Raw genomic sequence first — 21,321 nt, 5'->3', positions numbered from 1 at the left:
TTAATTCTGAGACATCTTTATCAATCGATAAAACGATACCAACCATTCCCCCAAATATATCAGCGCTTTCCCAAATATATCGACCGTTTCTCATCATATATCAGCGATTCGACACAACATATCGACCAAACGACAAAATTCGCCATCTTCCCCCAATCCATGCAGTTATTTCAGAAAAAACAAAAAAGCCAGAAAAATATTAAAAACCCTTATAAATCAACGTTCTCCCACACTCGATTTGCTTCTACGATATTTTTAAAATATACTTTTCTTATAAATAAAAAAAGGAAGTGCATTACATGATCGATACTTTTAGTAGATTCCTTGAGATAACGAATAACATTTTATGGTCATATATTCTTATTGTAATGTTAATCGGCCTCGGGCTTTATTTTTCTTTCAAATTAAAATTTGTACAAATTAGCCATTTTAGTGACATGATACGGTTAATCAGTAATGGATTTAACCGCAAGACAAAGAAAAAGGATAGTATATCCCCCTTCCAAGCATTTTGTTTAAGCGCAGCAGCTCGTATTGGTATCGGAAACTTAGCTGGTGTAGCACTGGCAATCTCAATGGGTGGTCCTGGTGCAGTATTTTGGATGTGGTTCATCGCGATTATTGGAGCCGCTACAAGTTTTGTAGAGTGTACGCTTGCACAAATTTATAAGATAAAAGACGGACGTGGCTTCCGCGGGGGTCCCGCTTATTATATGGAAAAGGGGCTAAATAAACGCTGGATGGGCGTTTGGTTCTCACTTCTGATTACCGTTACTTATGGGTTAATTTTCAACTCTGTACAAGCAAATACAGTAACATTAGCATTTGAAAATGCTTTTGGGTTAGAACGTTACATCGTAGGAATTGCAATGGCTACACTCGTTGCGATTATTATTTTTGGTGGTATTAAAAGCATTGCACGTATTACAGAAACGATTGTTCCGCCAATGGCTATTGTTTATATCGCCGTAGCTGTTTTTGTTGTGATTAAAAACTTCTATATATTACCTGATGTGTTCTTGGAAATCTTTAAAGGTGCATTTGGTTTAGATCAAGCAGTTGCGGGTGGCATTGGGGCAGCAATGAAGTTCGGTATTCAGCGCGGTTTATTCGCAACGGAAGCTGGTATGGGTAGTTCACCAAATGCTGCCGCTACATCAGATGTCTCACACCCTGTAAAGCAAGGACTTGTTCAAGCGCTTGGCGTTTTCGTTGATACGTTTTTAGTATGTACTTCAACAGCATTTATAGTCCTATGTTCTGGAGTATATAAGCAAGCGAATTTAGAAGGAATTGAGTTAACACAAAACGCATTAAGTTCACAAATTGGTCCATGGGCAAGCAGTTTCTTAGCGATTATTATTTTCTTATTTGCGTTTAGTTCATTACTAGGAAACTACTACTATGGTGAAACAAATATTGCATTCATTAAAGAAAGTAAAGCATGGTTAATGATTTATCGCGTTGCGGTGGTTGCGATGGTTGTATTCGGCTCCGTTGCGACGCTTCAAACAGTTTGGAATATGGCGGATTTATTTATGGGTCTTATGGTATTTACAAATTTAATTGCCATTACCCTTCTTGGTAAATTTGCATACGCCGCTTTAGCAGACTATATCAAGCAAAAGAAAGCTGGAAAGACACCCGTTTTCCAAGCTGATTCTATTCCTGGCTTACAGAACACAGAGTGTTGGGAAGATCACCGTGTAGAAAAAGAAGAGCAAGCTGTATCATAAAAAGATCCCTCTTATTACATTTGATATTTGTAATAAGAGGGATTTTTGTTTTTGTATATTTACCGACTACTTTTAATACAAGTGCTCCATTATTTCCACAATCTCTTCCATCTCTTTGAATCTCTTTAATCCTTCCCCACATTTTTCTTCATCAGATTCCCTTATATTTTCTAGCCACATCTTCTCTTCTACCGAAAGATTGCTCTTCACTCTTTCTATTTCCTCTAAAAGCTCTTGAATTCCCCAAACGACAAATATGTACGTATGATCTTTTGATAACACTTCAATTTTCTTAACCACAAGAAAAGACGCATCCTTAACAGATTGAATCATAGGTAGTAGGATACTGTACATCCCTCTTACACGATTTATAGCATGTGATTTGAAAATAAGCCGATAGTTCGTTACATATAACTTTCCGCCAATTGCTTCCTGTTTTCTAAAAGGGTTATATTTCATTTTTTTCATACCAAATTCTTCAAAATCAATCATTGCATTCGCTTTTCGCTCCATAACAACTCTTTCCCCTTTGAACAAATCTTGTTGTTCTAACTGCATCACGATCCCCTCCCTTTCAAGTTTCACATTTTTCTACACAATTTGATTATACCCATATTTTTCTAATAAAAGAGTATAAATTTTAAGCTGATCAACAGAACCAAATAAAAAAGAAATAAAGAAAAAAAGGTGACTATTCGTTCAAAATTGAACGAATAGTCACCTTTCATATTTTGCATGCAGTAACCTTCAACCTATTTATATTGAAAATTCAAACAATCATTATTATGATTGTTTCTCTGCTTCAATTCCTAAAGATTCTTCATGCCACCAAAGTGCTTCTTCTGGGTCTTGCTTCGCTATTTCGTGTGCTTCTTTTTTCGTTTCTACAGTCGGGTACGAACCTTTTAGTGCGCGACCTGACGTTGTGATAAATAGTAGGCTAAATACAAGTAAGCCAATTAAGCTGACACTAGTTAAATAAAATGCGGGTGCTAGTGCATTTCCAGTAGCATGAACTAAATATGAACATACGAGCGGTGTTGTTCCACCAAAGATGGATACGGAGATATTAAATGATATCGAGAGTGCACGATAACGTACATCTGTGAAAAAGAGAGATGGTAATAAGGAAGGCAGTGTTCCTTCATAAACACTAAGGAAGAAACCTAAAATAAAGATACCTATAAAAATAGCCGCAATATGTCCATTGCCGATTAGTAAAAAGGCAGGAATTGAACATAATGTCAAACCGAGTAATCCGAATTGTACTACACGTTTATTACCAACTTTATCGCTTAATTTCCCGAAATAAAGCGCCAGTGGAATCATGAGTGCCATCGTAATTGAAATAATGATTAAACCAGTCGTTTCTTTGATTTTTAATACTTGTGTTAGATAAGAAGGAATATAAGAAAGGATCATATAGTTCGTAATATTAAAGAAGGCAACAATTACTGTGCTTAAAAGAAAGTCTTTTTTATGATATTTCAAAATATCAATGAACGAAAATTGTTCATCTTCTTCAGAATTCTCTTGTGCCTTTTCCATCTCTTGGAATATAGGAGATTCATCTAAATGGCGGCGTAAATATAAACCGACCAAACCAATTGGTGCAGCAATTAAGAACGGGATACGCCATCCCCAGCTAAGCATTTGTTCATCTGTTAACACTACCGTCAAAACGGTAACAATTACTGAAGCGGCGATGTAACCAGAAAGCGTCCCAATTTCAAGGCCACTACCGAGTATACCACGCTTCTTATCAGGAGAAGATTCAGCGATATACACCATCGCTCCTGAATATTCGCCTCCTGTGGAAAATCCTTGAACCATACGAGCAACTAATAATAAAATCGGTGCCCAAATCCCAATTTGTTCGTAGGTTGGTAGTAGCGCGATGAATAATGTGGAAAGTGCCATTAAAATAATCGTTGTACTCAGCACAATCTTTCGGCCATATTTATCACCAATTCTACCGAAGAAAATACCACCAATCGGCCTCACTAAGAAGGCAGCAGCAAATGTACCAAATGTTAGTACAAGCTGTAAGCCACTATTGTGAACACCAGAGAAGAATAATTGACTTAAAATAACCGCCAAATACGCATATAATCCAAAGTCAAACCATTCCATCGCATTCCCGATACCAGTAGCGACAACGGCTTTCCTGGCTTGTTTTGGGTTCACTACATTTACATCTTGAGGTCCAAAATCTAAATCATTTTTTTGTTGCATATAATCAAAACAGCTCCTTATTTCATTTAAAATCATTAAGCACACTTTCTCTTATAGAATAAATTCAATACGAAGCACTTAAGGAAAAGCACCCTCTCCTTACCTGTTACTATTGTTTCATAAAATCAATTCCCTGTCTAACGATATGGATTGTATGTTAATGAATAAAGCGCTTTCACAGAAGAAATTACACCTCATAAATATTTCGAAAATATCCGTATACATCCTATTTTATACAGAAATATTGAGTATTACCCTCCTATATTAATTATTTTTCAAAGATATCGCTTGTTTCTCAATATATATCCGTAATTCAACAAATTTTGTTATTTACCAAAAAAAATTAAAAAGCTACCTCAAAAAGTAGCTTTTGACAAGAAAATCCGGTCTAAAATTACATCTGGCACCTTGCCCACAATTTCCTCTCCAATTTTCAAACTCGCTGTTGCCGCTGGAGACGGTGCATTACAAATATGCATGGAATTTATACCAGGGATAATGCAAAAATCATCTACCATATTTCCATTCGATAAAATCGCCTGCGCTCTGACGCCAGCGTGCGTTGGGACGATATCTTTCTCTGTAAGTTCTGGTATGAGGCGCTGCAAGCTTTTAAGAAAGGATTGTTTACTGAAAGAACGAATCATTTCCTTCATGCCCTCTTTCATATTCGGCATTGCCATTTTCCAAAAGCCTGCGTATGTCATTGTTTCGATGAAGTCTTTTATATCAAAGTCTTTTTTTGTATAACCTTCCCGTTTAAAGCTTAAGACTGCATTTGGCCCAGCATGTACGTCTCCATTTATCATTCTTGTAAAATGAACACCAAGAAACGGAAAATCTGGATTTGGAACAGGATAAATTAAGTGTTTGACGAGGTGACGCTTTTCTGGAACGAGTTCGTAATATTCGCCTCGGAACGGGACAATTTTCATGTCTGTTAGTATTCCTGTTTTTTTGGCGATTCGGTCGCTATGTAGTCCAGCGCAGTTAATGAGAAATTTCGTTTCAAATGCGCCTTTGTTTGTTTCAATTGTCACGAAGTCTTTGTGCTCAAAAATTTGTTCTGCTTTTGTGCCTAAGTGCACTTCTCCTCCGCTCTCCTCTATAAAACGTGCAAATGTATGACTGACTCCTTTATAATCGGCGATGCCGCAAGAAGGAACGCGAATGGCCTCGAGTCCTTTTACGTGAGGCTCGATTTCCGCTAATTCTCCTTGGTCGATTTGAGAAATGTTCAGCCCATTTTGTAGACCTCTTTCGTACAGGTTATGTAAAAGAGGAAGTTCTTCTTGTTCTGTCGCTACAATCACCTTGCCGCACATGTCATAGGCAATGCCATTCTCCTTACAAAACTCTACCATCGCTGCGTTTCCTTCTTTTGCGAACCTTGCTTTATAGCTGCCTGGTTTATAGTAAATGCCGGAATGGATGACACCGCTATTATGTCCTGTTTGATGATGCGCAAGTTCGTCTTCTTTTTCGATTACTGCGATTTTGACATGAGGAAATCTTTTCGTTAACGCCATTCCAGTTGAAAGGCCAACAATTCCTCCGCCGATAATTAGAAAATCATACATATAACTTCCCCCCTTATATATTAGGAAAGGCAGGCCTTATTGTAAGACCCGCCACATCTATTATTTAGAAAAACAACCGCGTTGACGCATAAGCTCGCGATATAAATCTTTATTTTTCTCAAAAGGAGCGCGCCCGTGCATCCAAAATAGATTGTTTAATAGAACGAGATCTCCAACTGGTAATTTTAATGCGTGCGTTGCTGGTGAATTCTCCACAGAGCTTGATAATTCCTTCAAATATGTTGCCTGTTCAATATTATCTGGATAAGCAAATTGATCGATAAAGCAAATGCATGGCGCATTGTTTATATCAAAGAATGTTTCACGGTATACAATTTCTTGTGTGTTTTTACTTGGCGGTGCTTTGTACGTGATTTTAACAGATGCGAGTGGATGCTTACGAAACTTATCAAGCTCCTCCCAATCATCTAAATGAAGCAAACGTGATTCGCCCCCTACTGCATTCTTTTCTTCTATTTTCATCATCAGAAGCCAGTCTGTCGGTTCATCAACAAATGTTCCATCTGTATGAAGCGTGAATAGCCGATACGCTTGGCGCAGATACGAATCACTGCTGTCTGTATCTTTCACATTAAATCTTGCGTAGTATGTTCCTGTCATCGCATCAAAGTTAGACGTACCGATTAAATGTGTTAATGCCGTTGCAAACTTCACATAATCTCCTGCATCTGTCGTTTCACCCTGTACACCAATTGTAAATCCGCCTGTTTCCCGATCATGAATAATACCGCGAACATTCTCCATAAACGATTCACCAAAGAGCTTTTTCATTCCATCAGCAAGGATAAAACGAGAATACGGAATGTATTGCAGTGATTGCTCCGAATGGTCTTTTACCTCTTGGAAAAATTGCTGAAGCAATTCCCCGTCTAACACAATATGATACAAACGTTTATGTTCTGGATGAGGCACAATTTCATAACCCTCATATTTCTTTGCAAACTTCATCTTCACTTCTTGCTTCGTAATCACTGGCATGTTATTTCCTCCTTTAGTTTAAGTAAGCAAAAAAGCCAGTCATACGCATCTACAATACAAATTGTAGAAAACGTACAACTGGCTTTACATTACGAGTGTTCTTTAATCTCTTAAAGTACAGTAATAATAGACAGTTTTTTTATTCAAATATGGGCAAACAGAATATGAAGATCGGATATAGAGAAGGCTAATTTCTCATATGGATCTTATCACTTTATAATTAAATGATAATTCAAAATATTTACACTGTCAATATGTTTCTTTCGCAATTTTAATTTTTGTTCGTTTGGTAGTTCCTTTATCGCTGCACACGCTTTACACATCTTACAAGTTTTCACCACACCATTTTCCATACATCTTCTTTTTTGTTTTACACCTTGGTTTGATTTTGACATTTTCCTTCCTCCTCATGATATAAAAATAAAAGCCAGTTATATTCCGCTCACTAAATAAGCTGAAATATAACTGGCTCTTGTTTATGAATGCTCTTTAGAAAGTAAAGTGCAATAAACTAGGCAGTTTGTTATAGATTTGTTTCTTCATATTCTTCTTGTGGCTTTTCTCCGTTTACATAGCTTGTATATTGGCGGTACAAGTCTTTTAAAGCGCTAATAATCGCATTTTGTGCTTTTCCTTGATAATGGTGCGAGATTTCTTGCGTGATCTCTTCAATCCCATCTCGTAAACTATGTCCTCTTAAAATTTGAGCAATAAAATCTCTCCCATGTTCTGTAGCAAGGGTACATGATGCTTCAATAATAACGTGATATTTGTGATCTGCCTCTATTGTAATTGTTAATGTTTCATAGACACTGCGTACAGCCATCCCTTTCGGAAGTCTTGAGTGTCCTGCCATGAAAAAAGTACCTTTACGCATGTTCATCCCCCATTTAATAACTTATACTTGATCGATATATACTGTTTTTACTCTCGTATAAAATTCTGCAGCTGTTTTTCCTTGTTCTCTTGGTCCCGCACTCGAATTTTTCATTCCGCCAAACGGAACTTGCGGCTCTGCTCCTGCCGTTTCTGAATTAACATGAACCATTCCAACTTCCATATCGTCAATGAACTGCTGGGCTAGGCTGAGGTTATTTGTACAAACAGATGCGCTCAATCCATATTCTGTATTGTTCGCTAAATGAATCGCCTCCTGATAATTCTTCACCTTAAACAAACAAATAACAGGGCCGAAAATTTCTTCTTTCGCAATTCGTGCATCTTGCGGTACATCTTCAAAAATAGTCGGCAGGACATAATATCCTTGTTTTAACGCATCTTCTTCTGGTACTTTGCCTCCGCAAAGTAAAGAAGCTTCTTTCTTTCCTACTTCAATCATCGATAAAACAGAGTGCTGTTGGTTCTCAGATACGCATGGTCCCATAAACGTATCTTGTTCGAATGGATTTCCAACTTTCAGTGCCTCTGTACGTAATAGGAGCTCATTTCGAAATTCCTCATAAATTTCCTCTTCAATAATCACTCTGCTTGTCGCTGTGCATTTTTGCCCCGTTGACATAAATGCACCTCTTATCGCAATATCGACTGCCTTCTGGGTATCAGCATCCTTTAATACGACTAATGGGTTTTTTCCTCCCATTTCTAACTGCACTTTCTTTCTACTTGCAATCGCTGTTTGTTGAATCGTTTTTCCAACACCATTCGAACCTGTAAAAGAAATCGCTTTTATATCAGGGTTTTCTGTTAATTCTGCTCCAACGACTGATCCTTTTCCAAATACACAATTGATCACCCCCGCCGGAATTTCCGCCTCATGAAAAGCATTCACAAGATGATAGACTGATTTTGGTGTAATTTCAGCAGGTTTAATGACAACTGTATTTCCATAAATCAGTGCCGGCGCCATTTTCCAAGCTGGAATCGCAATCGGGAAATTCCAAGGTGTAATGAGCCCAACTGGTCCTACTGCGACACGTTTACTATAAAGCATTGTTTTCGGGTTTGCAGACGGAATCATTTCTCCTACCGGCTGATTTGCTTCCCCCGCATAGTATTCCAAAATGCTGATTGCTCGCTTCGTTTCTCCTATCCCTTCGGCAAGTGTCTTTCCTTCTTCACTCGTTAAATCTTGACCGATTTCCGTCACTCGTTCTTTTAAAATTGCTGCTGCTTTCCATAAATAACTCGCTCGCTCATGAAATGATAACCCTTGCCAACTTTGAAACGCTTCTTTCGCTGACGCAATCGCGGCCCCAGTATCCTCTCTTGAGCTTAATGGAAATTCACCTAACACTTCTCCATTATGCGGGTTATCGTTCTTTGAATATTGATTCGTAGATGGCTCTTTCCACTGACCGTTTATATAATTGAAAAACCTCATTACTCTGCCTCCATCATCGTTTCCTATTTTGATAGTTTCGTAATTGCCGTTTCAAGAATGTGAAGCCCTTCCTCCAGTTGTTCATCTGTTATAACAAGCGGCGGTAAGAAACGAAGGACATTTCCATAAATACCAGCACTTATTGTGATTACCCCTTTATTATGTGTTTCTTGCATAATCGCTTTTGCTTCTTCTGTTGCCGGTTCTTTCGTATTTCGATCCTTTACAAGCTCGATTGCTACCATAGCCCCAAGACCTCTCACATCTCCAATACATTCGTATTTTTCCTTCCAACTATGGAACACTTCCATCATACGGCTACCGATTACTCGCGCGCGTTCTACTAACTGCTCTTCTTCAATTACATCTAAAACAGCGAGTGCAGCTGCGCAAGCAACTGGGCTTCCTGAGAAAGTACCGCCAAGTTGTCCTGGCTCAGGAGCATCCATCAATTCTGCTCTTCCTGTCACTGCGCTAAGCGGCATCCCGGCAGCAATCAATTTTGAAAATGTCATTAAATCAGGCACCACGCCAAAATGGTCCATTGCAAACAAACTTCCTGTACGAGCAAAGCCCGTTTGAATTTCATCAGCAATCATAATGATTCCATATTTATCGCAAAGGTTTCTGACGCCTTGTATAAACGTAGTACTTGGAACGATAAATCCACCTTCACCTTGAAGCGGTTCTAAAATGATGGCAGCGATATTATCACTTGCTACTTCCTCTAACATAAAACGTTCAAAATACGCTAAGATTTGCGCATCTATTTCTTCTTGCGACAAATCGTTTTCCGCACGGTAATAATATGGATAAGGTAGTTTGTACACATCTGATGCAAATGGACCAAATCCATGTTTATACGGTTTTACTTTACTCGTAAGCGACATTGTCATGAGTGTACGTCCATGATACGCACGCTCAAATGAAACAATCGCGCTGCGCCCAGTCGCTTTTCTTGCGATTTTTATCGCATTTTCTACCGCTTCTGCCCCGCTATTAGCAAACATCGTTTTTTTCTTACAATCTCCTGGCGTTAACTCGTTCATTCTCTCAGCTAATTCAATATAGCTTTCATACGGCGCTACATGAAAACAACTATGAATAGAAGATTCCACTTGGCTTTGAATGGCTTGTACGACCTTCGGATGACAATGCCCAACATTTTGCATACCAATCCCTCCTGCAAAATCTATTAATTCATTGCCATCTACATCCGTGATGATTGCCCCTTTTGCCGATTTCACATATAACTGCGTAATATTATAAGACCCTCCAGGCACCGCATTATTTCTTCTTTCATGTAATTGATTAGATTTTGTCGTTACAATATTTTGCTCTTCTTTTAACATGGAATATACCCCTTTCTTACTCCTTCTCTATGCTAACCTTTGAATCTTTTATAATCGAAAACTCTTCTTCTATTGGTATTCGCTTATTTCTATCTCTGAGGAAATAGATTGCGATTACGATAGCAGCCGCTAGCATTGTCATATAAAATTGCATACGCATATCCGCGATAAATGCTTGTGCAACAAATATCGTAATAATCATCGCAAGTGTAGCGTAAGTGAGATAAGGAAAGAGCCACATTTTCACCTTTAGTTTTCCTGGATCTTCCCGTTCCGCTTTTCTTCGTAAGCGAATATGAGAAACGGCAACGAACATATACATGAGCATCGTAACGCCGCCTGAACTATTCGCTAAAAAAGCAAATAGTTTATCAGGAGAGATGAACTTGAGCATGGCACAAATGAAGGCAAATGTGATACTTGCATAGATCGCCCAAACCGGTGTCCCGCGGCTGTTTAACTTTGAAAAAACCGAAGGAGCGTCTCCCTTTTTCGCAAGCGAAAATAACATACGGGAACTCGTGTATATGCCGGAATTCATAACCGAAAGGAGCGACAGAAACACAACTCCGTTCATCATTTCCGCAGCTGCAGGGATTCCTGCCATCTGAAATAAACTTGCATACGGCAGTTTTAATAATTCTGCGTTGTTCCACGGCATAAAAATAACTAAAATCGATACAGATCCTACAAAGAAAATCATAAGGCGCCATACAACACTGTTAATCGCCCTGATTACATTCTTCTCTGGATTTTCAGATTCTCCAGCCGCAATCGCAGCTACCTCACTCCCCGATAAAGAGAAAGAAATAAATACAACGCTAAGTAGTACAGGCATAATCCCTTTTGGAAAAAAGCCTCCGTTTTCAGTAATAATCGAAAGACTTGGCCTGTCCACACCAGGAACCACTCCAAAAATCATCGCAATTCCTAACGCTAAAAATGCTAGAATGGCTACAACTTTAATGAACGCTAACCAATATTCAAACTCTCCATATAACTTCACTGAATAAATATTTGTCATTGTCATAATAATCAGCACGAACAAACTCGCAATCCATGTTGGTATGGCTGGGAACCAATTGTTAATCATCACCCCTAACAACACTGCTTCAATTGCGATAATAATGAGCCAATTGAACCAATATAACCAACCGATTGTGTAGCCTGCCCAAGGCCCAATTGCTTTATGGGCGTATGTTGAAAAAGAACCACTATCAGGATTTACCGCAGCCATCTCTCCAAGCATCCGCATCACAAGCACAACCATTAAAGCCCCAATCATATAAGACAAAATGGCAGCTGGACCTGTTGATTGAATAATTGCTCCACTTCCTACAAATAATCCGCCCCCGATTACCCCGCCAATTGAAATCATCGTGATATGTCTGGTTTTCAAGTCTTTTTGCAATTCCTGTTTTTCTTTCGCCAAAAAGATCACCAACCTATAAGTATTCATTTTCATAAATCCTTCATACGATTGAAACATCACCATTTGTGATAACGCTTTCTGAAAAAAATAAAAAGAGCCAGAAAAACAATGTAAAAGTTACATTGGATTTTACTGTCTCTATCCCTATGGCTCGTCTTCCTGCTAAGGAAGTTCAAGTGGAAAGAAGCCAATTATCTTCTATGAAATTGAACGAATTTGTATCCGGGCATGCAGAGAGGCTAATCGCTGTCATCGGATAATAAGCTAATCATAATATAAATTGACAGAATATTCAACATTTATTTTAAAGTCAGTTATCTGTTATAAAAAGCGAAATTTATCAATTCTAAGACATATACTGTTTAAAAGAAAAAAGGAAGTGATTTCCATGCATTTTGGATCAAAAGGATGGTACGTAGCCGAATTAAAAAAATTAGGTGTTCGTTATTTAGAAGGAAGAAAACTAGAAAGCTACCGAGGGCATGTTTTACGTAACTTATTAGCAGCCAAACAAGAAGAACTTAAGGAAAAGTAACTCATCATAATTTATCGATAAAACGATATCGATCGTTCTTTCAAATATATCGGCGATTCGACATAAGATATCGACCTTCCGACAAATTCCGTCATACAAAAAGAGGCTACCCAAACGGAGTAGCCTCTTTTTGCGAATAAGCATCTCATAAAAACGGGAACGATATACATATCATGTAAGAAAAGGAGCTGAGTTTCTGTTGTATACATACAGTTTATACGATTCAGGGGATTCTTTTAGTATTAGCAAGTCTTATCATATTAAATGCGATATTCCCCCGCACAGATTTCGGACGATTATGATGGAGTTTCGCCGCAATAAAGAGATTGAGAAAAACATTAGCGAATTTATCGAATTCATGAAACAGGAATTTGGTGAAGAATTCGAGCTATTTGAGTATGACGATATTGTGCAGTATGATGCAGATCAGGAAAATAGCATGATACTGGCAAACCTGCTAGATCAGGCAGATAAGCATGTATAAAAACGATATCGACTGCCCGTCAAATTTCACCGTGCCACACAAAAAAGAGGCTCCCCATCACGGGAGCCTCTCTATCTATTATAAACGGTAAGCCGAAACGTCATTCCCTTTCCACTCATAGTAATCTAAAATTCCGGAGTAAATTGCTTCTGCAGCACGTTGTCTCCATTTGTGCTTCTTGTAAATACAATACGGAACTCGTCGATTGAAGTGCAAGTTGATATGTCCCTTTGCATATCTCATCCCCAGCTGTAGCCCCTGCACATATATCCACCTGTGTTTCATGTTTTTCATTATTCGCAAACACATACAATGTATAAGTATCCTCTTCAAAAGGATTCATCGCAACGGTGTAACGGCTCTGTACTTGCGGATTCACTTGTGATCCTTGTATTTCCTAGCTCACTTTTGCTTCGTTCTTATTGTCTTTACTAGAATTAATATCCTTATTTTCTAGTATTTTCATCACCTTCGCATCCTGCTAGTAAAAAACTAACAGCTATTTCTCCCGCCAATACTTTTTTCATACTATTCCCTCTAAAAATAATTAAACCGTAACATACAATACTATCTCGAATTTAAAATAACTAGTATTATCCTCTCTTAATCTCTTAAAACAAAAAGCTGATTGAAAATGCCCTTACATCAGCACTTTCAATCAGCTAGCTCTTCCTAATTTCTATTCTATTATTCCCTAATCAACTCAGACATCACATAAGCAAACACAAGCGCCTCTGTATGCGCAATCGAACTTTCATGTGTACGCTCGAATGCGTGAGAAGAATCAATTCCCGCTCCTATTAGTGCATGCTTCACGTCAAAGCCAGCGCGGATTGCAGCGGATGCATCTGATCCGTAGTATGGATAGATGTCTACTTTATATTCAATATTGTTTTCTTTTGCAAGATTTACTAGATGTTTGCGTAAACCGTAGTGGTATGGACCGCTAGAGTCTTTCGCGCAAATAGATACTGTGTATTCATCTGATGCTTGCCCGTCTCCCAGTGCCCCCATATCAACAGCTAAGTATTCTACTGTTTCTTCTGGGATGTTAGAGTTACCACCATAGCCAATTTCTTCATTATTAGAGATTAAGAAATGTGTTGTATATGGCAATGTGATATTTTCGTCTTGTAATCTTTTAATTAATTTTAGTAGAATTGCCACGCTTACTTTATCGTCTAAGTGACGCGATTTTATGTAGCCGCTCTCTGTAATTTGGACGCGTGGGTCAAATGAGACAAAGTCCCCTATTTCAATTCCGAGCTCACGAACTTCATCTGCTGAAGATACGCGCTCATCAATGCGAACTTCTATATTTTTTTCATCGCGTTTTGCTTCGCCTGCATCTTTGTAAACGTGGACAGATGTTTGATGCATTAAGATTGTACCTGTATATGTTTTTCCGCTTGCTGTTTCGATTTCGCAATATTCTCCTTCAACAGAGTTCCAGCGAAATCCGCCGATCATTGATAAACGAAGGCGACCGTCAGATTTAATTTCTTTTACCATTGCGCCTAATGTATCAACGTGAGCAGTTAGTAAGCGATGCTGCTCGTCGTTTTGTCCTTTTAATGTTAAGATAAGCGCACCTTTATTGTTACGCTTCGTTTCTACATTCCATTCTTTTACGTAGTTTTCAATAAAATGAATGATTTTCCCTGTGTTTCCAGATGGGCTTGGAATGGAAACAAGCTGTTTAATAAGTTCCATTGTTTCTTTTGCATGATGTGCCAATGTTGGTCCCCCCACTTCGTTTTTCTAATATTCAGTATAACGGAATTGTCACGAAACCACTACTAATAACGTTGGGGATCTTTGTATATTTCTTTTCTAAAATTATATAATGTCAGTAAAACAAAAAATACTTCCCTAACCATTTCAGAATTACAAATTTTTTAATATTATAAATAGTAGAGGGTGAATAGCATGCATTGCAAAAATTGCGGAGGAAATTCATTTGTACAAGCAACAAATTATATCAATCTTCGTCCTTTACATAAAAAAATGGGTATTGGTTCACAGAAAATCTATACCGTTTGCTTAGATTGCGGGAAGTTGCTTCAATTAAAATCAAAAATCCGGAAAAATTAAAATAAACAGCTCCTTCTTTCTAAAAAGGGAGCTGTTCATCTATTATATGCAACTATCAATTGTCTTAACTACTTATTTTCCTGCTCTACTGGCTTGCTGAAAAAGTCATTTAATAGCCGCTCGTACAATTTCGTATTCTTCGGTATATTGTACAATTCTCTATTCCCATCAAGTTTCATTTGCAGGGCTCCTGTTTCAGTGTTTAGCCATAGACGATAGTCCCCAACCTGATACAAGTGTTTGCTGTTTTCCATGTCATTCTCTCCCTGTCTAAAATAGATCCCCTCTATCAAACTACTCCTCCGAAACATCCAGCAAATAGATTCCTCTTTCAAACCCACCGCGCTCTTCTTCTTTTTGCTTACGGAGACGTTCAACATCCTCTAATGTTGCTCCTTCTGCACGCGCTAGCGAAATAATGATTTCTAGTGCATCCGCAAGTGAGTCTAGTGCGTGCTCTCGTTCTTTCATTGAGGCAAATTCACGGATTTCTTCTGTCCCGATTTTCGCTAATGCTTCTATGTATGCTTGACCTGTTAATTTCTTCGACGTATATGTTTTTCCAGACATTAAAATCTTTTCTGGAACAAGATCTCTAACTAGCTTGTTATAAGTTGACATAGTCTCTCTATCGCCCCTTTCATTCCTTACAATTCACCTAATTCCGCATTGTACATAAACCATACTTTCTTTACGTACGCACTTCCCCAGCCTCGCTCTTTTTCCTTCGCATATGGACTAGGGAAATAATATACATCATAACCCTCTTGCTCCTCTCCATATATCACCCGCAGTGATTCTGGTATCGCTTCTTGATATGGATTCGATCTCTTTTGAATTTCTCCCTGAAAAGCAATAGTAGGATGTCCCGAAAGAAAAATAGCCGTTCGGACTGCTAAACTAGGAGTGCTATGCAACGTAATGTACATAACAAATAAAAGTATCATCACAATAACTCTTTTTCTCATCTATATCTCCCAATAAAAAAGTGCTAACACAATTATACTAAAATGTGTTAACACTTTCTTCCCTTTTATTCCCCCTTAAACGCTGGCGGACGTTTTTCTAAAAATGCAGCAATTCCCTCTCTATGATCAGCTGTTTTTCTCATTGCGTATTGTCCGCGCTTTTCTAGTTGCAGTGTTTGTTCTAGGTTTGAGCGATTGACTTCACATAAAATTTGTTTCGTTTGAATCATTGCTTTAATTGGTTTTTGAAGCCATTCATTGATTTTTTGTTTCACAGCACCTTGGAAGTTTTCTCCGATCACTTCGTCAATTAATCCAAGTTCTAGCGCTTCTGTTGCAGATAACTTTTTCCCTTCCCAAATGATTTGTTTTGCTGTATTTTCACCGAGACGTTTTTGTAAGAAGAAATGCCCTCCGCCGTCTGGTATTAAAGCGATTCCAATAAAGTTCATCGCAATGATCGATGAAATATCTGCCAATACATAATCAGCTGTTAAAGCAATACTTAAGCCAAGTCCCGCAGTTGGGCCATGGATTGCGCTGATCACTAGTTTTGGCATCGTATATAATGTAACAACTATTTCAGAAATGGTATTCATAATACTTTCAAACTTGCTTTCATCATTACTGGAAAGCATAGATTTAATATCTCCACCCGCAGAAAAACCACGTCCATTTCCGCATAGTACGACAATATGAACGGAGCTCTCAGCTACTTCTTTCAGTTTTGTTAATAATTCTTTGAGCGTAGGTTCATCTAATGCATTTAATACTTCTGGGCGATTCATCATAATTGTTGCTACTCGTCCTTCATATTTCACAACTACAGACTCTGCTTTACTTTTTACTTCCATTATATATCCCTCTTTCTTCTCTAAAGATTATACTTGTATAATTAAAGAAAAGAGGTAGAAAACCCTTCTTTTTTCGTAATTTTCTGTCTAATATTCCCGAAAATTTAGGAATCTTACCATTATCATGTAAAAAAGCAACTGAATTAAAACATATTTTTCGCATATCCGCTTCTATTTACCGTTATAATAAAATGGTGTATTCTTATTTTGATGTATGAACCTTATCATGTAAAAATGAAGAAATGGAGGAAACCATGGTTAACAAGTTGAACCAGACGAATAACTACTTCCCACATTTCCTGTTACTATTCATTGTGTTGCAACCAATTTTAGATTTATTAACATCTTTTTCTATTTACACATTACACATGAGTGCGACAGTCGGAATTGTAGTAAGATTTGCCTTTATGACTCTCGCTCTAGGATATCTACTTTTCAATTGGAAACAACCTGGTAATAAGAAATACGTTTTCTATCTAGTCTTACTTGGCATCATGCTTGCTGCCGGTCTTGTAAACAATCTGATCGTCAAACAACCAATTTCTTTTGGCGAGGAAATTAAATTTATTTTAAAAAGTACCTATCCAATCGTTTTACTGTTTGGATACATTCTTGTATTTAAAGAATTAAAAGATAAACACTATGCTTCAGATAAACTCATTACATATTTCTTATATGCAGCGCTAATTGTAAGTATGGTTATGGTTGTATCTATAGCATCCGGAACAGATTTCTCAAGTTACTCGTACGACAAAATCGGCTCTAGAGGATGGTTCTTTGCGGGAAATGAATTGAGTTCTATTTTAGCAATCACGTTCCCAATGGTTGTACTCTACTCTGTACAAAAAACAACTTCTTTTTCGAAAATATACTACTGGATTCCAACAATTTTAGCGATGTATGCCAGTATTATGGTTGGAACAAAAGTAGGGTATGGCGCAATTGTCCTTACACTTGGCATTGCACTTCTCTTTTCTTTTATTGAGTATATAATGAATCGTAAAAAAGTAGGTAAAGGGTTTGCACATCTTGTTAATGCCCTTGTTGCTCTCGTTGTACTAGGCGGTTTATTGGCAGTCACACCACTTACTCCTATCGCCAAAAATATGGGCATTCATTTACAAATATATGAAGATAAAAAATTAGCAAGCGAAGAACAAGCAAGAAAAGACGGCAAGGTAATTACAGAGGATCCTGAAGATGCAGAAGGAAAATTAACAAGTGGAGAAATGAATAGTTTAATTTATAGTGACCGTGATAAATTCTTACAAATGTATAAACAATACTATAAAGAAGCCCCTACATCACAAAAGTTACTCGGTATGGGGTATTCAGGAAACTATGCAGATAAAAATACAATTAAGCTGATTGAAATGGACTTTCATGATTTATTCTTTGCATTTGGAATCATTGGTTTCTTGCTTTATCTGTTACCTTTTGTTTATTTTGGAATTCGATTATTCATCCGTGTCATTACGAACTTCAAATCGATTATGACTGTAAGATATATGCTACTTGCCAGCGTGATTGTACTGGCACTAGGTATTGCCTTTACGGCTGGACATGTATTAACTGCACCAGCTGTTAGTATTTTCTTTGTCGTCATATTAGCCTACGTCATTGTTGATTTAAGAGCAGACTAAAAAACCTTCAAAAGTAGCATCCATTTATTTGGATGCTACTTTTCATTTTTACAGCACTACTATCACTTTATTTTCTAAAAACTATATAGTGAAACTTTAATCAGTGGCGGTTTTCTTCATCCCCCACCTCAAGATTCCTCTTTTCACTCTGAATCTTGAGGTGGGGGTCTTACTGCCCGTTAATGCGGGATAAATCGGACAAAAGGACTTATATTTAATTTTCCATATATCATCATTCGCCTTTTACTTCTACTTACTACTTCTACTTGTTCCTAATAACATGTGCTATAATGAGGCTATTGTCAGTAAGAGGGGTGTAAATAGCATGTTGAATTCGTTCAAAAAAATATTGGGGGACTCACCAAAACGCAAGCTCAAGAAATATGAACTACTCATTGGTGAAATTAATGCACTTGAACCGCAAATGGAAACACTATCTGACATGGCATTACGCGAAAAAACTACGATTTTCAAGGGGATTCTTCAAAAAGGAAAAACAATTCATGATATAAAAGTGGAAGCATTTGCTGTCGTTCGTGAAGCGGCAAAGCGTGTACTTGGATTACGCCATTATGATACTCAGTTAATTGGAGGACTCATATTATTAGAAGGAAATATTGTAGAAATGCCAACCGGAGAGGGAAAAACACTCACTTCTTCCCTGCCAACCTATGTACGTGCCTTAGAAGGAAAAGGTGTACACGTTATTACAGTGAATGAATATTTAGCAAAACGTGATAAAAATTTAATCGGTCAGATTCACGAATTTCTTGGATTACAAGTCGAATTAAACATTCCAGAAATGGAACCTCTTGAAAAAAAACATGCATATGGAGCCGATATTACATACGGAACCGGAGCTGAATTTGCCCTTGATTACCTTCGAGATAACATGCAAACTTCATCGCTCTCACAGGTACAACGCCCTTATCATTTTGCAATTATTGATGAAATTGATAACATTTTAATTGATGAAGCTAAAGCTCCATTCATTATTACTGGACAAAAAACTGACAGTTCTAAATTACATTACTTATGCGCAAAAGCAATCAAGTCATTTCAAGACACCATTCACTATACATATGATGCAGAGACAAAGTCATCTAAATTTACACATAAGGGAATAACCAAAATACAAGATTTATTTCATATTGATAACTTATATAATATGAAACATCAACGTCTTTATCATTATATGACACTAGCTTTGTATGCATATGTTACATTCCAACGAGATATTGATTATATCGTGCACAATAACAAAATTATGCTGATTGACATGTTTACAAGACGTGTACTGGACGGACGTTCATTAAGCAATGGCTTACATCAAGCAATTGCGGCGAAAGAAGGCTTGAAAATTACAGAAGAAAATCAGACACAAGCGTCTATTACACTTCAAAATTTCTTTCGTATGTACCCGACTTTATCCGGAATGACAAGTACAGCGGAAAAAGAGCTTAATCATGTATACGGTATGGATATTATACCAATTCCAACAAATCGTCCTATCATTCGTGAAGATGCAAAAGACCTAGTTTATATGACGGCTGATAATAAGTATAATGCAGTTCGTGAAGAAGTTATGAAACGACATGCCAAAGGTCAGCCTATTTTAATCGAAACAAGATCCACCCTGCAATCGGAAGTGACTGCTCGTTATTTAGATAAAGCAAATTTATCTTATCAATTACTACATGCAAAAAGCACAGAACAAGAAGCTGCTTTCATTGCAAAAGCTGGACAAAAAGGCCAAATTACAATCGCTACAAATATGGCTGGTCGCGGTACAGATATTTTATTAGAAGACGGTGTACCCGAACTTGGAGGTCTACATGTTATCGGGACAGAACGTCATGAATCTCGACGTGTCGATAACCAATTAAAAGGTCGAGCTGGTAGACAAGGTGACCCTGGTAGTTCACAATTTTTCCTTTCATTAGAAGATGATATGTTCCAGCGCTTTGCTCAAGAAGAAGTAGCAAAACTAAAGAAATCATTAAAAACGGACGATAACGGACTCATTCTCACTCCAAAAATACATGATTTAGTGAATCGTACACAACTCATTTGTGAGGGCACTCACCTTTCCATTCGTGAATATCATGTAAAGTTAGACGACGTTATTCATGATCATCGACATGTAATCTATAAACTTCGCAATCGTTTCTTACGTGAAGAAACAAGTATAACCGAAACAGCACTTCCAATGATAGAGCATACAATTGATTCTACCGCTAAAAAATACCTTCTGGAAGAAATGATTCCAGAAGAATGGAATTTCACTGCATTAATAGAAGAATTACAATCTATTATGCCAATAGAAGAACTACCAACATTGTCAGCAAGCACGGTGAACTCAATTGAAGCGCTCAATAAATTGTTAGCAAATACAATTGCAAGCTATTTGGATCAAGTGCGCGCGCTACATGATCGTACAGAACTAGAACAAGCATTACAACAAGTAGGCTTACACTCTCTCGATCAACACTGGGCAAATTATTTAGATGCGATGCATAATTTAAAAGAAGCAATCGAATTACGGCAATATCAACAGGAAGATCCTATACATATTTATCAAAGAGAAGGTCTTGAAATCTTCTTATATACATATAGTAATTTCGAAAAGGAAATGTGCTTATATATTGCACAGTACTTAACCGTTCCACAAAGTGTATAATGTATCATTCTTCAAAGAAAAAAGCGTTCTTCTCTTTCAGAAAGACGCTTTTTCTCTTACACCTCTACCGCTCTTTCACCATTTTCAACTTTTCTCTTTGCTTATCATTCGTCAAGCTAAACAGTGTCTGTTCAATATGTAGTTGTACATGTTCAAGCGTTACACTCGCACCTAAATCCAACTAACGCACCTTCAGATAGATGTTCCTGTCACTGCAATCCCGAATGCAATCGCAACAGTAAAACCTGCTAAGCACTCCTTTGCTATCTTTTGAACCATAAAAAAATCACCGCAATATAAAGTGAGACTTTAATCAGTGGGGGGTTTTCTTCATCCCCACTAATTATTAGCCCACACCAATCGGGCATTTACCGGCAGTTCATCTCCT

General features: G+C 37.7%; 20 protein-coding genes. 5 read left to right on the top strand and 15 right to left on the bottom strand.

Features of this window, described 5'->3' with window-relative positions; translation table 11 throughout:
- Window positions 1-299: 299 nt before the first annotated feature.
- Entirely contained in the window at window positions 300-1,736 is a 1,437-nt protein-coding gene (locus AC1M36_RS11075; protein ID WP_479845862.1) for an alanine/glycine:cation symporter family protein, read from the top strand.
- A 72-nt stretch (window positions 1,737-1,808) separates the two neighbouring features.
- On the opposite strand, the gene AC1M36_RS11070 is transcribed toward AC1M36_RS11075, so the two are convergent.
- The 9 genes from AC1M36_RS11070 to AC1M36_RS11030 all read right to left on the bottom strand — a co-directional run bounded on the left by AC1M36_RS11070 (window position 1,809) and on the right by AC1M36_RS11030 (window position 11,702).
- Window positions 1,809-2,294 (bottom strand): PH domain-containing protein, encoded by a 486-nt coding sequence (locus tag AC1M36_RS11070; RefSeq protein ID WP_336450778.1) that lies wholly within the window; start codon window positions 2,292-2,294, stop codon window positions 1,809-1,811.
- A 225-nt stretch (window positions 2,295-2,519) separates the two neighbouring features.
- Window positions 2,520-3,971, bottom strand: a complete 1,452-nt coding sequence (locus AC1M36_RS11065) for an MFS transporter (RefSeq protein WP_479845861.1) — start codon at window positions 3,969-3,971, stop codon at window positions 2,520-2,522.
- A gap of 356 nt (window positions 3,972-4,327) precedes the next feature.
- Entirely contained in the window at window positions 4,328-5,551 is a 1,224-nt protein-coding gene (gene lhgO, locus AC1M36_RS11060) for an L-2-hydroxyglutarate oxidase (protein ID WP_479845860.1), read from the bottom strand.
- A 60-nt stretch (window positions 5,552-5,611) separates the two neighbouring features.
- Complete coding sequence (glaH, locus tag AC1M36_RS11055; RefSeq protein ID WP_479845859.1) at window positions 5,612-6,550, bottom strand: glutarate dioxygenase GlaH; 939 nt, start codon at window positions 6,548-6,550, stop codon at window positions 5,612-5,614.
- A gap of 209 nt (window positions 6,551-6,759) precedes the next feature.
- The gene (locus tag AC1M36_RS11050) at window positions 6,760-6,945 is read right to left on the bottom strand and encodes a hypothetical protein (RefSeq protein WP_336450774.1); all 186 of its coding nucleotides are present in this window, start codon (window positions 6,943-6,945) and stop codon (window positions 6,760-6,762) included.
- Window positions 6,946-7,073: 128 nt separating this feature from the next.
- On the bottom strand, window positions 7,074-7,427 hold the full coding sequence (locus tag AC1M36_RS11045) for a DUF3870 domain-containing protein (RefSeq protein WP_336450773.1): 354 nt from the start codon (window positions 7,425-7,427) through the stop codon (window positions 7,074-7,076).
- Window positions 7,428-7,448: 21 nt separating this feature from the next.
- A complete protein-coding gene (locus tag AC1M36_RS11040) occupies window positions 7,449-8,891 on the bottom strand; it encodes an aldehyde dehydrogenase family protein (RefSeq protein ID WP_336450772.1) in 1,443 nt (480 codons plus the stop codon).
- 23 nt (window positions 8,892-8,914) lie between these two features.
- A complete protein-coding gene (gabT, locus tag AC1M36_RS11035; protein ID WP_479845858.1) occupies window positions 8,915-10,243 on the bottom strand; it encodes a 4-aminobutyrate--2-oxoglutarate transaminase in 1,329 nt (442 codons plus the stop codon).
- Between the two features lie 16 nt (window positions 10,244-10,259).
- Window positions 10,260-11,702, bottom strand: a complete 1,443-nt coding sequence (locus AC1M36_RS11030; RefSeq protein WP_479845857.1) for an amino acid permease — start codon at window positions 11,700-11,702, stop codon at window positions 10,260-10,262.
- A gap of 361 nt (window positions 11,703-12,063) precedes the next feature.
- On the opposite strand from AC1M36_RS11030, the gene AC1M36_RS11025 reads away from it, so the two are divergent.
- Both AC1M36_RS11025 and AC1M36_RS11020 read left to right on the top strand, forming a co-directional pair.
- The gene (locus tag AC1M36_RS11025; RefSeq protein ID WP_336450770.1) at window positions 12,064-12,210 is read left to right on the top strand and encodes a YflJ family protein; all 147 of its coding nucleotides are present in this window, start codon (window positions 12,064-12,066) and stop codon (window positions 12,208-12,210) included.
- Window positions 12,211-12,409: 199 nt separating this feature from the next.
- Window positions 12,410-12,694, top strand: a complete 285-nt coding sequence (locus AC1M36_RS11020; protein ID WP_336450769.1) for a hypothetical protein — start codon at window positions 12,410-12,412, stop codon at window positions 12,692-12,694.
- Window positions 12,695-12,809: 115 nt separating this feature from the next.
- Here the strand turns inward: AC1M36_RS11020 and AC1M36_RS11015 are convergent, their stop codons facing one another.
- The 6 genes from AC1M36_RS11015 to AC1M36_RS10990 all read right to left on the bottom strand — a co-directional run bounded on the left by AC1M36_RS11015 (window position 12,810) and on the right by AC1M36_RS10990 (window position 16,610).
- The gene (locus AC1M36_RS11015; protein WP_336451018.1) at window positions 12,810-13,073 is read right to left on the bottom strand and encodes a hypothetical protein; all 264 of its coding nucleotides are present in this window, start codon (window positions 13,071-13,073) and stop codon (window positions 12,810-12,812) included.
- Between the two features lie 308 nt (window positions 13,074-13,381).
- On the bottom strand, window positions 13,382-14,431 hold the full coding sequence (locus AC1M36_RS11010; protein WP_336450768.1) for a M42 family metallopeptidase: 1,050 nt from the start codon (window positions 14,429-14,431) through the stop codon (window positions 13,382-13,384).
- A 425-nt stretch (window positions 14,432-14,856) separates the two neighbouring features.
- Window positions 14,857-15,042, bottom strand: a complete 186-nt coding sequence (locus AC1M36_RS11005; RefSeq protein WP_098359332.1) for a hypothetical protein — start codon at window positions 15,040-15,042, stop codon at window positions 14,857-14,859.
- A gap of 40 nt (window positions 15,043-15,082) precedes the next feature.
- The gene (locus AC1M36_RS11000) at window positions 15,083-15,409 is read right to left on the bottom strand and encodes a nucleoside triphosphate pyrophosphohydrolase (protein WP_336450767.1); all 327 of its coding nucleotides are present in this window, start codon (window positions 15,407-15,409) and stop codon (window positions 15,083-15,085) included.
- Between the two features lie 26 nt (window positions 15,410-15,435).
- Window positions 15,436-15,756 (bottom strand): hypothetical protein, encoded by a 321-nt coding sequence (locus AC1M36_RS10995; RefSeq protein ID WP_336450766.1) that lies wholly within the window; start codon window positions 15,754-15,756, stop codon window positions 15,436-15,438.
- A gap of 65 nt (window positions 15,757-15,821) precedes the next feature.
- Window positions 15,822-16,610 carry an enoyl-CoA hydratase gene (locus AC1M36_RS10990; RefSeq protein ID WP_336450765.1) on the bottom strand — a complete coding sequence of 263 codons (789 nt, stop codon included), beginning with the start codon at window positions 16,608-16,610 and terminating at the stop codon, window positions 15,822-15,824.
- Between the two features lie 254 nt (window positions 16,611-16,864).
- On the opposite strand from AC1M36_RS10990, the gene AC1M36_RS10985 reads away from it, so the two are divergent.
- Together AC1M36_RS10985 and secA2 are read left to right on the top strand one after the other, a co-directional pair.
- Window positions 16,865-18,253 carry an O-antigen ligase family protein gene (locus AC1M36_RS10985; RefSeq protein ID WP_431613039.1) on the top strand — a complete coding sequence of 463 codons (1,389 nt, stop codon included), beginning with the start codon at window positions 16,865-16,867 and terminating at the stop codon, window positions 18,251-18,253.
- A gap of 325 nt (window positions 18,254-18,578) precedes the next feature.
- Window positions 18,579-20,933 (top strand): accessory Sec system translocase SecA2, encoded by a 2,355-nt coding sequence (gene secA2 / locus AC1M36_RS10980; protein WP_336450763.1) that lies wholly within the window; start codon window positions 18,579-18,581, stop codon window positions 20,931-20,933.
- Window positions 20,934-21,321: the final 388 nt, after the last annotated feature.

Source organism: Bacillus sp. Medicinal_06, from assembly GCF_056711665.1.
Note: the sequence above shows the minus strand (reverse complement) of the source record. Positions and strands in the feature narration are given on the sequence as shown.

What these genes read in the sequence shown, in the direction of transcription:
- AC1M36_RS11075 (WP_479845862.1), top strand. Translation starts at nt 300, where the DNA reads ATGATCGATACTTTTAGTAGATTCCTTGAGATAACGAATAACATTTTA.
- AC1M36_RS11070 (WP_336450778.1), bottom strand. Translation starts at nt 2,294, where the DNA reads ATGCAGTTAGAACAACAAGATTTGTTCAAAGGGGAAAGAGTTGTTATG.
- AC1M36_RS11065 (WP_479845861.1), bottom strand. Translation starts at nt 3,971, where the DNA reads ATGCAACAAAAAAATGATTTAGATTTTGGACCTCAAGATGTAAATGTA.
- lhgO (WP_479845860.1), bottom strand. Translation starts at nt 5,551, where the DNA reads ATGTATGATTTTCTAATTATCGGCGGAGGAATTGTTGGCCTTTCAACT.
- glaH (WP_479845859.1), bottom strand. Translation starts at nt 6,550, where the DNA reads ATGCCAGTGATTACGAAGCAAGAAGTGAAGATGAAGTTTGCAAAGAAA.
- AC1M36_RS11050 (WP_336450774.1), bottom strand. Translation starts at nt 6,945, where the DNA reads ATGTCAAAATCAAACCAAGGTGTAAAACAAAAAAGAAGATGTATGGAA.
- AC1M36_RS11045 (WP_336450773.1), bottom strand. Translation starts at nt 7,427, where the DNA reads ATGCGTAAAGGTACTTTTTTCATGGCAGGACACTCAAGACTTCCGAAA.
- AC1M36_RS11040 (WP_336450772.1), bottom strand. Translation starts at nt 8,891, where the DNA reads ATGAGGTTTTTCAATTATATAAACGGTCAGTGGAAAGAGCCATCTACG.
- gabT (WP_479845858.1), bottom strand. Translation starts at nt 10,243, where the DNA reads ATGTTAAAAGAAGAGCAAAATATTGTAACGACAAAATCTAATCAATTA.
- AC1M36_RS11030 (WP_479845857.1), bottom strand. Translation starts at nt 11,702, where the DNA reads ATGAATACTTATAGGTTGGTGATCTTTTTGGCGAAAGAAAAACAGGAA.
- AC1M36_RS11025 (WP_336450770.1), top strand. Translation starts at nt 12,064, where the DNA reads ATGCATTTTGGATCAAAAGGATGGTACGTAGCCGAATTAAAAAAATTA.
- AC1M36_RS11005 (WP_098359332.1), bottom strand. Translation starts at nt 15,042, where the DNA reads ATGGAAAACAGCAAACACTTGTATCAGGTTGGGGACTATCGTCTATGG.
- AC1M36_RS11000 (WP_336450767.1), bottom strand. Translation starts at nt 15,409, where the DNA reads ATGTCAACTTATAACAAGCTAGTTAGAGATCTTGTTCCAGAAAAGATT.
- AC1M36_RS10995 (WP_336450766.1), bottom strand. Translation starts at nt 15,756, where the DNA reads ATGAGAAAAAGAGTTATTGTGATGATACTTTTATTTGTTATGTACATT.
- AC1M36_RS10990 (WP_336450765.1), bottom strand. Translation starts at nt 16,610, where the DNA reads ATGGAAGTAAAAAGTAAAGCAGAGTCTGTAGTTGTGAAATATGAAGGA.
- AC1M36_RS10985 (WP_431613039.1), top strand. Translation starts at nt 16,865, where the DNA reads ATGGTTAACAAGTTGAACCAGACGAATAACTACTTCCCACATTTCCTG.
- secA2 (WP_336450763.1), top strand. Translation starts at nt 18,579, where the DNA reads ATGTTGAATTCGTTCAAAAAAATATTGGGGGACTCACCAAAACGCAAG.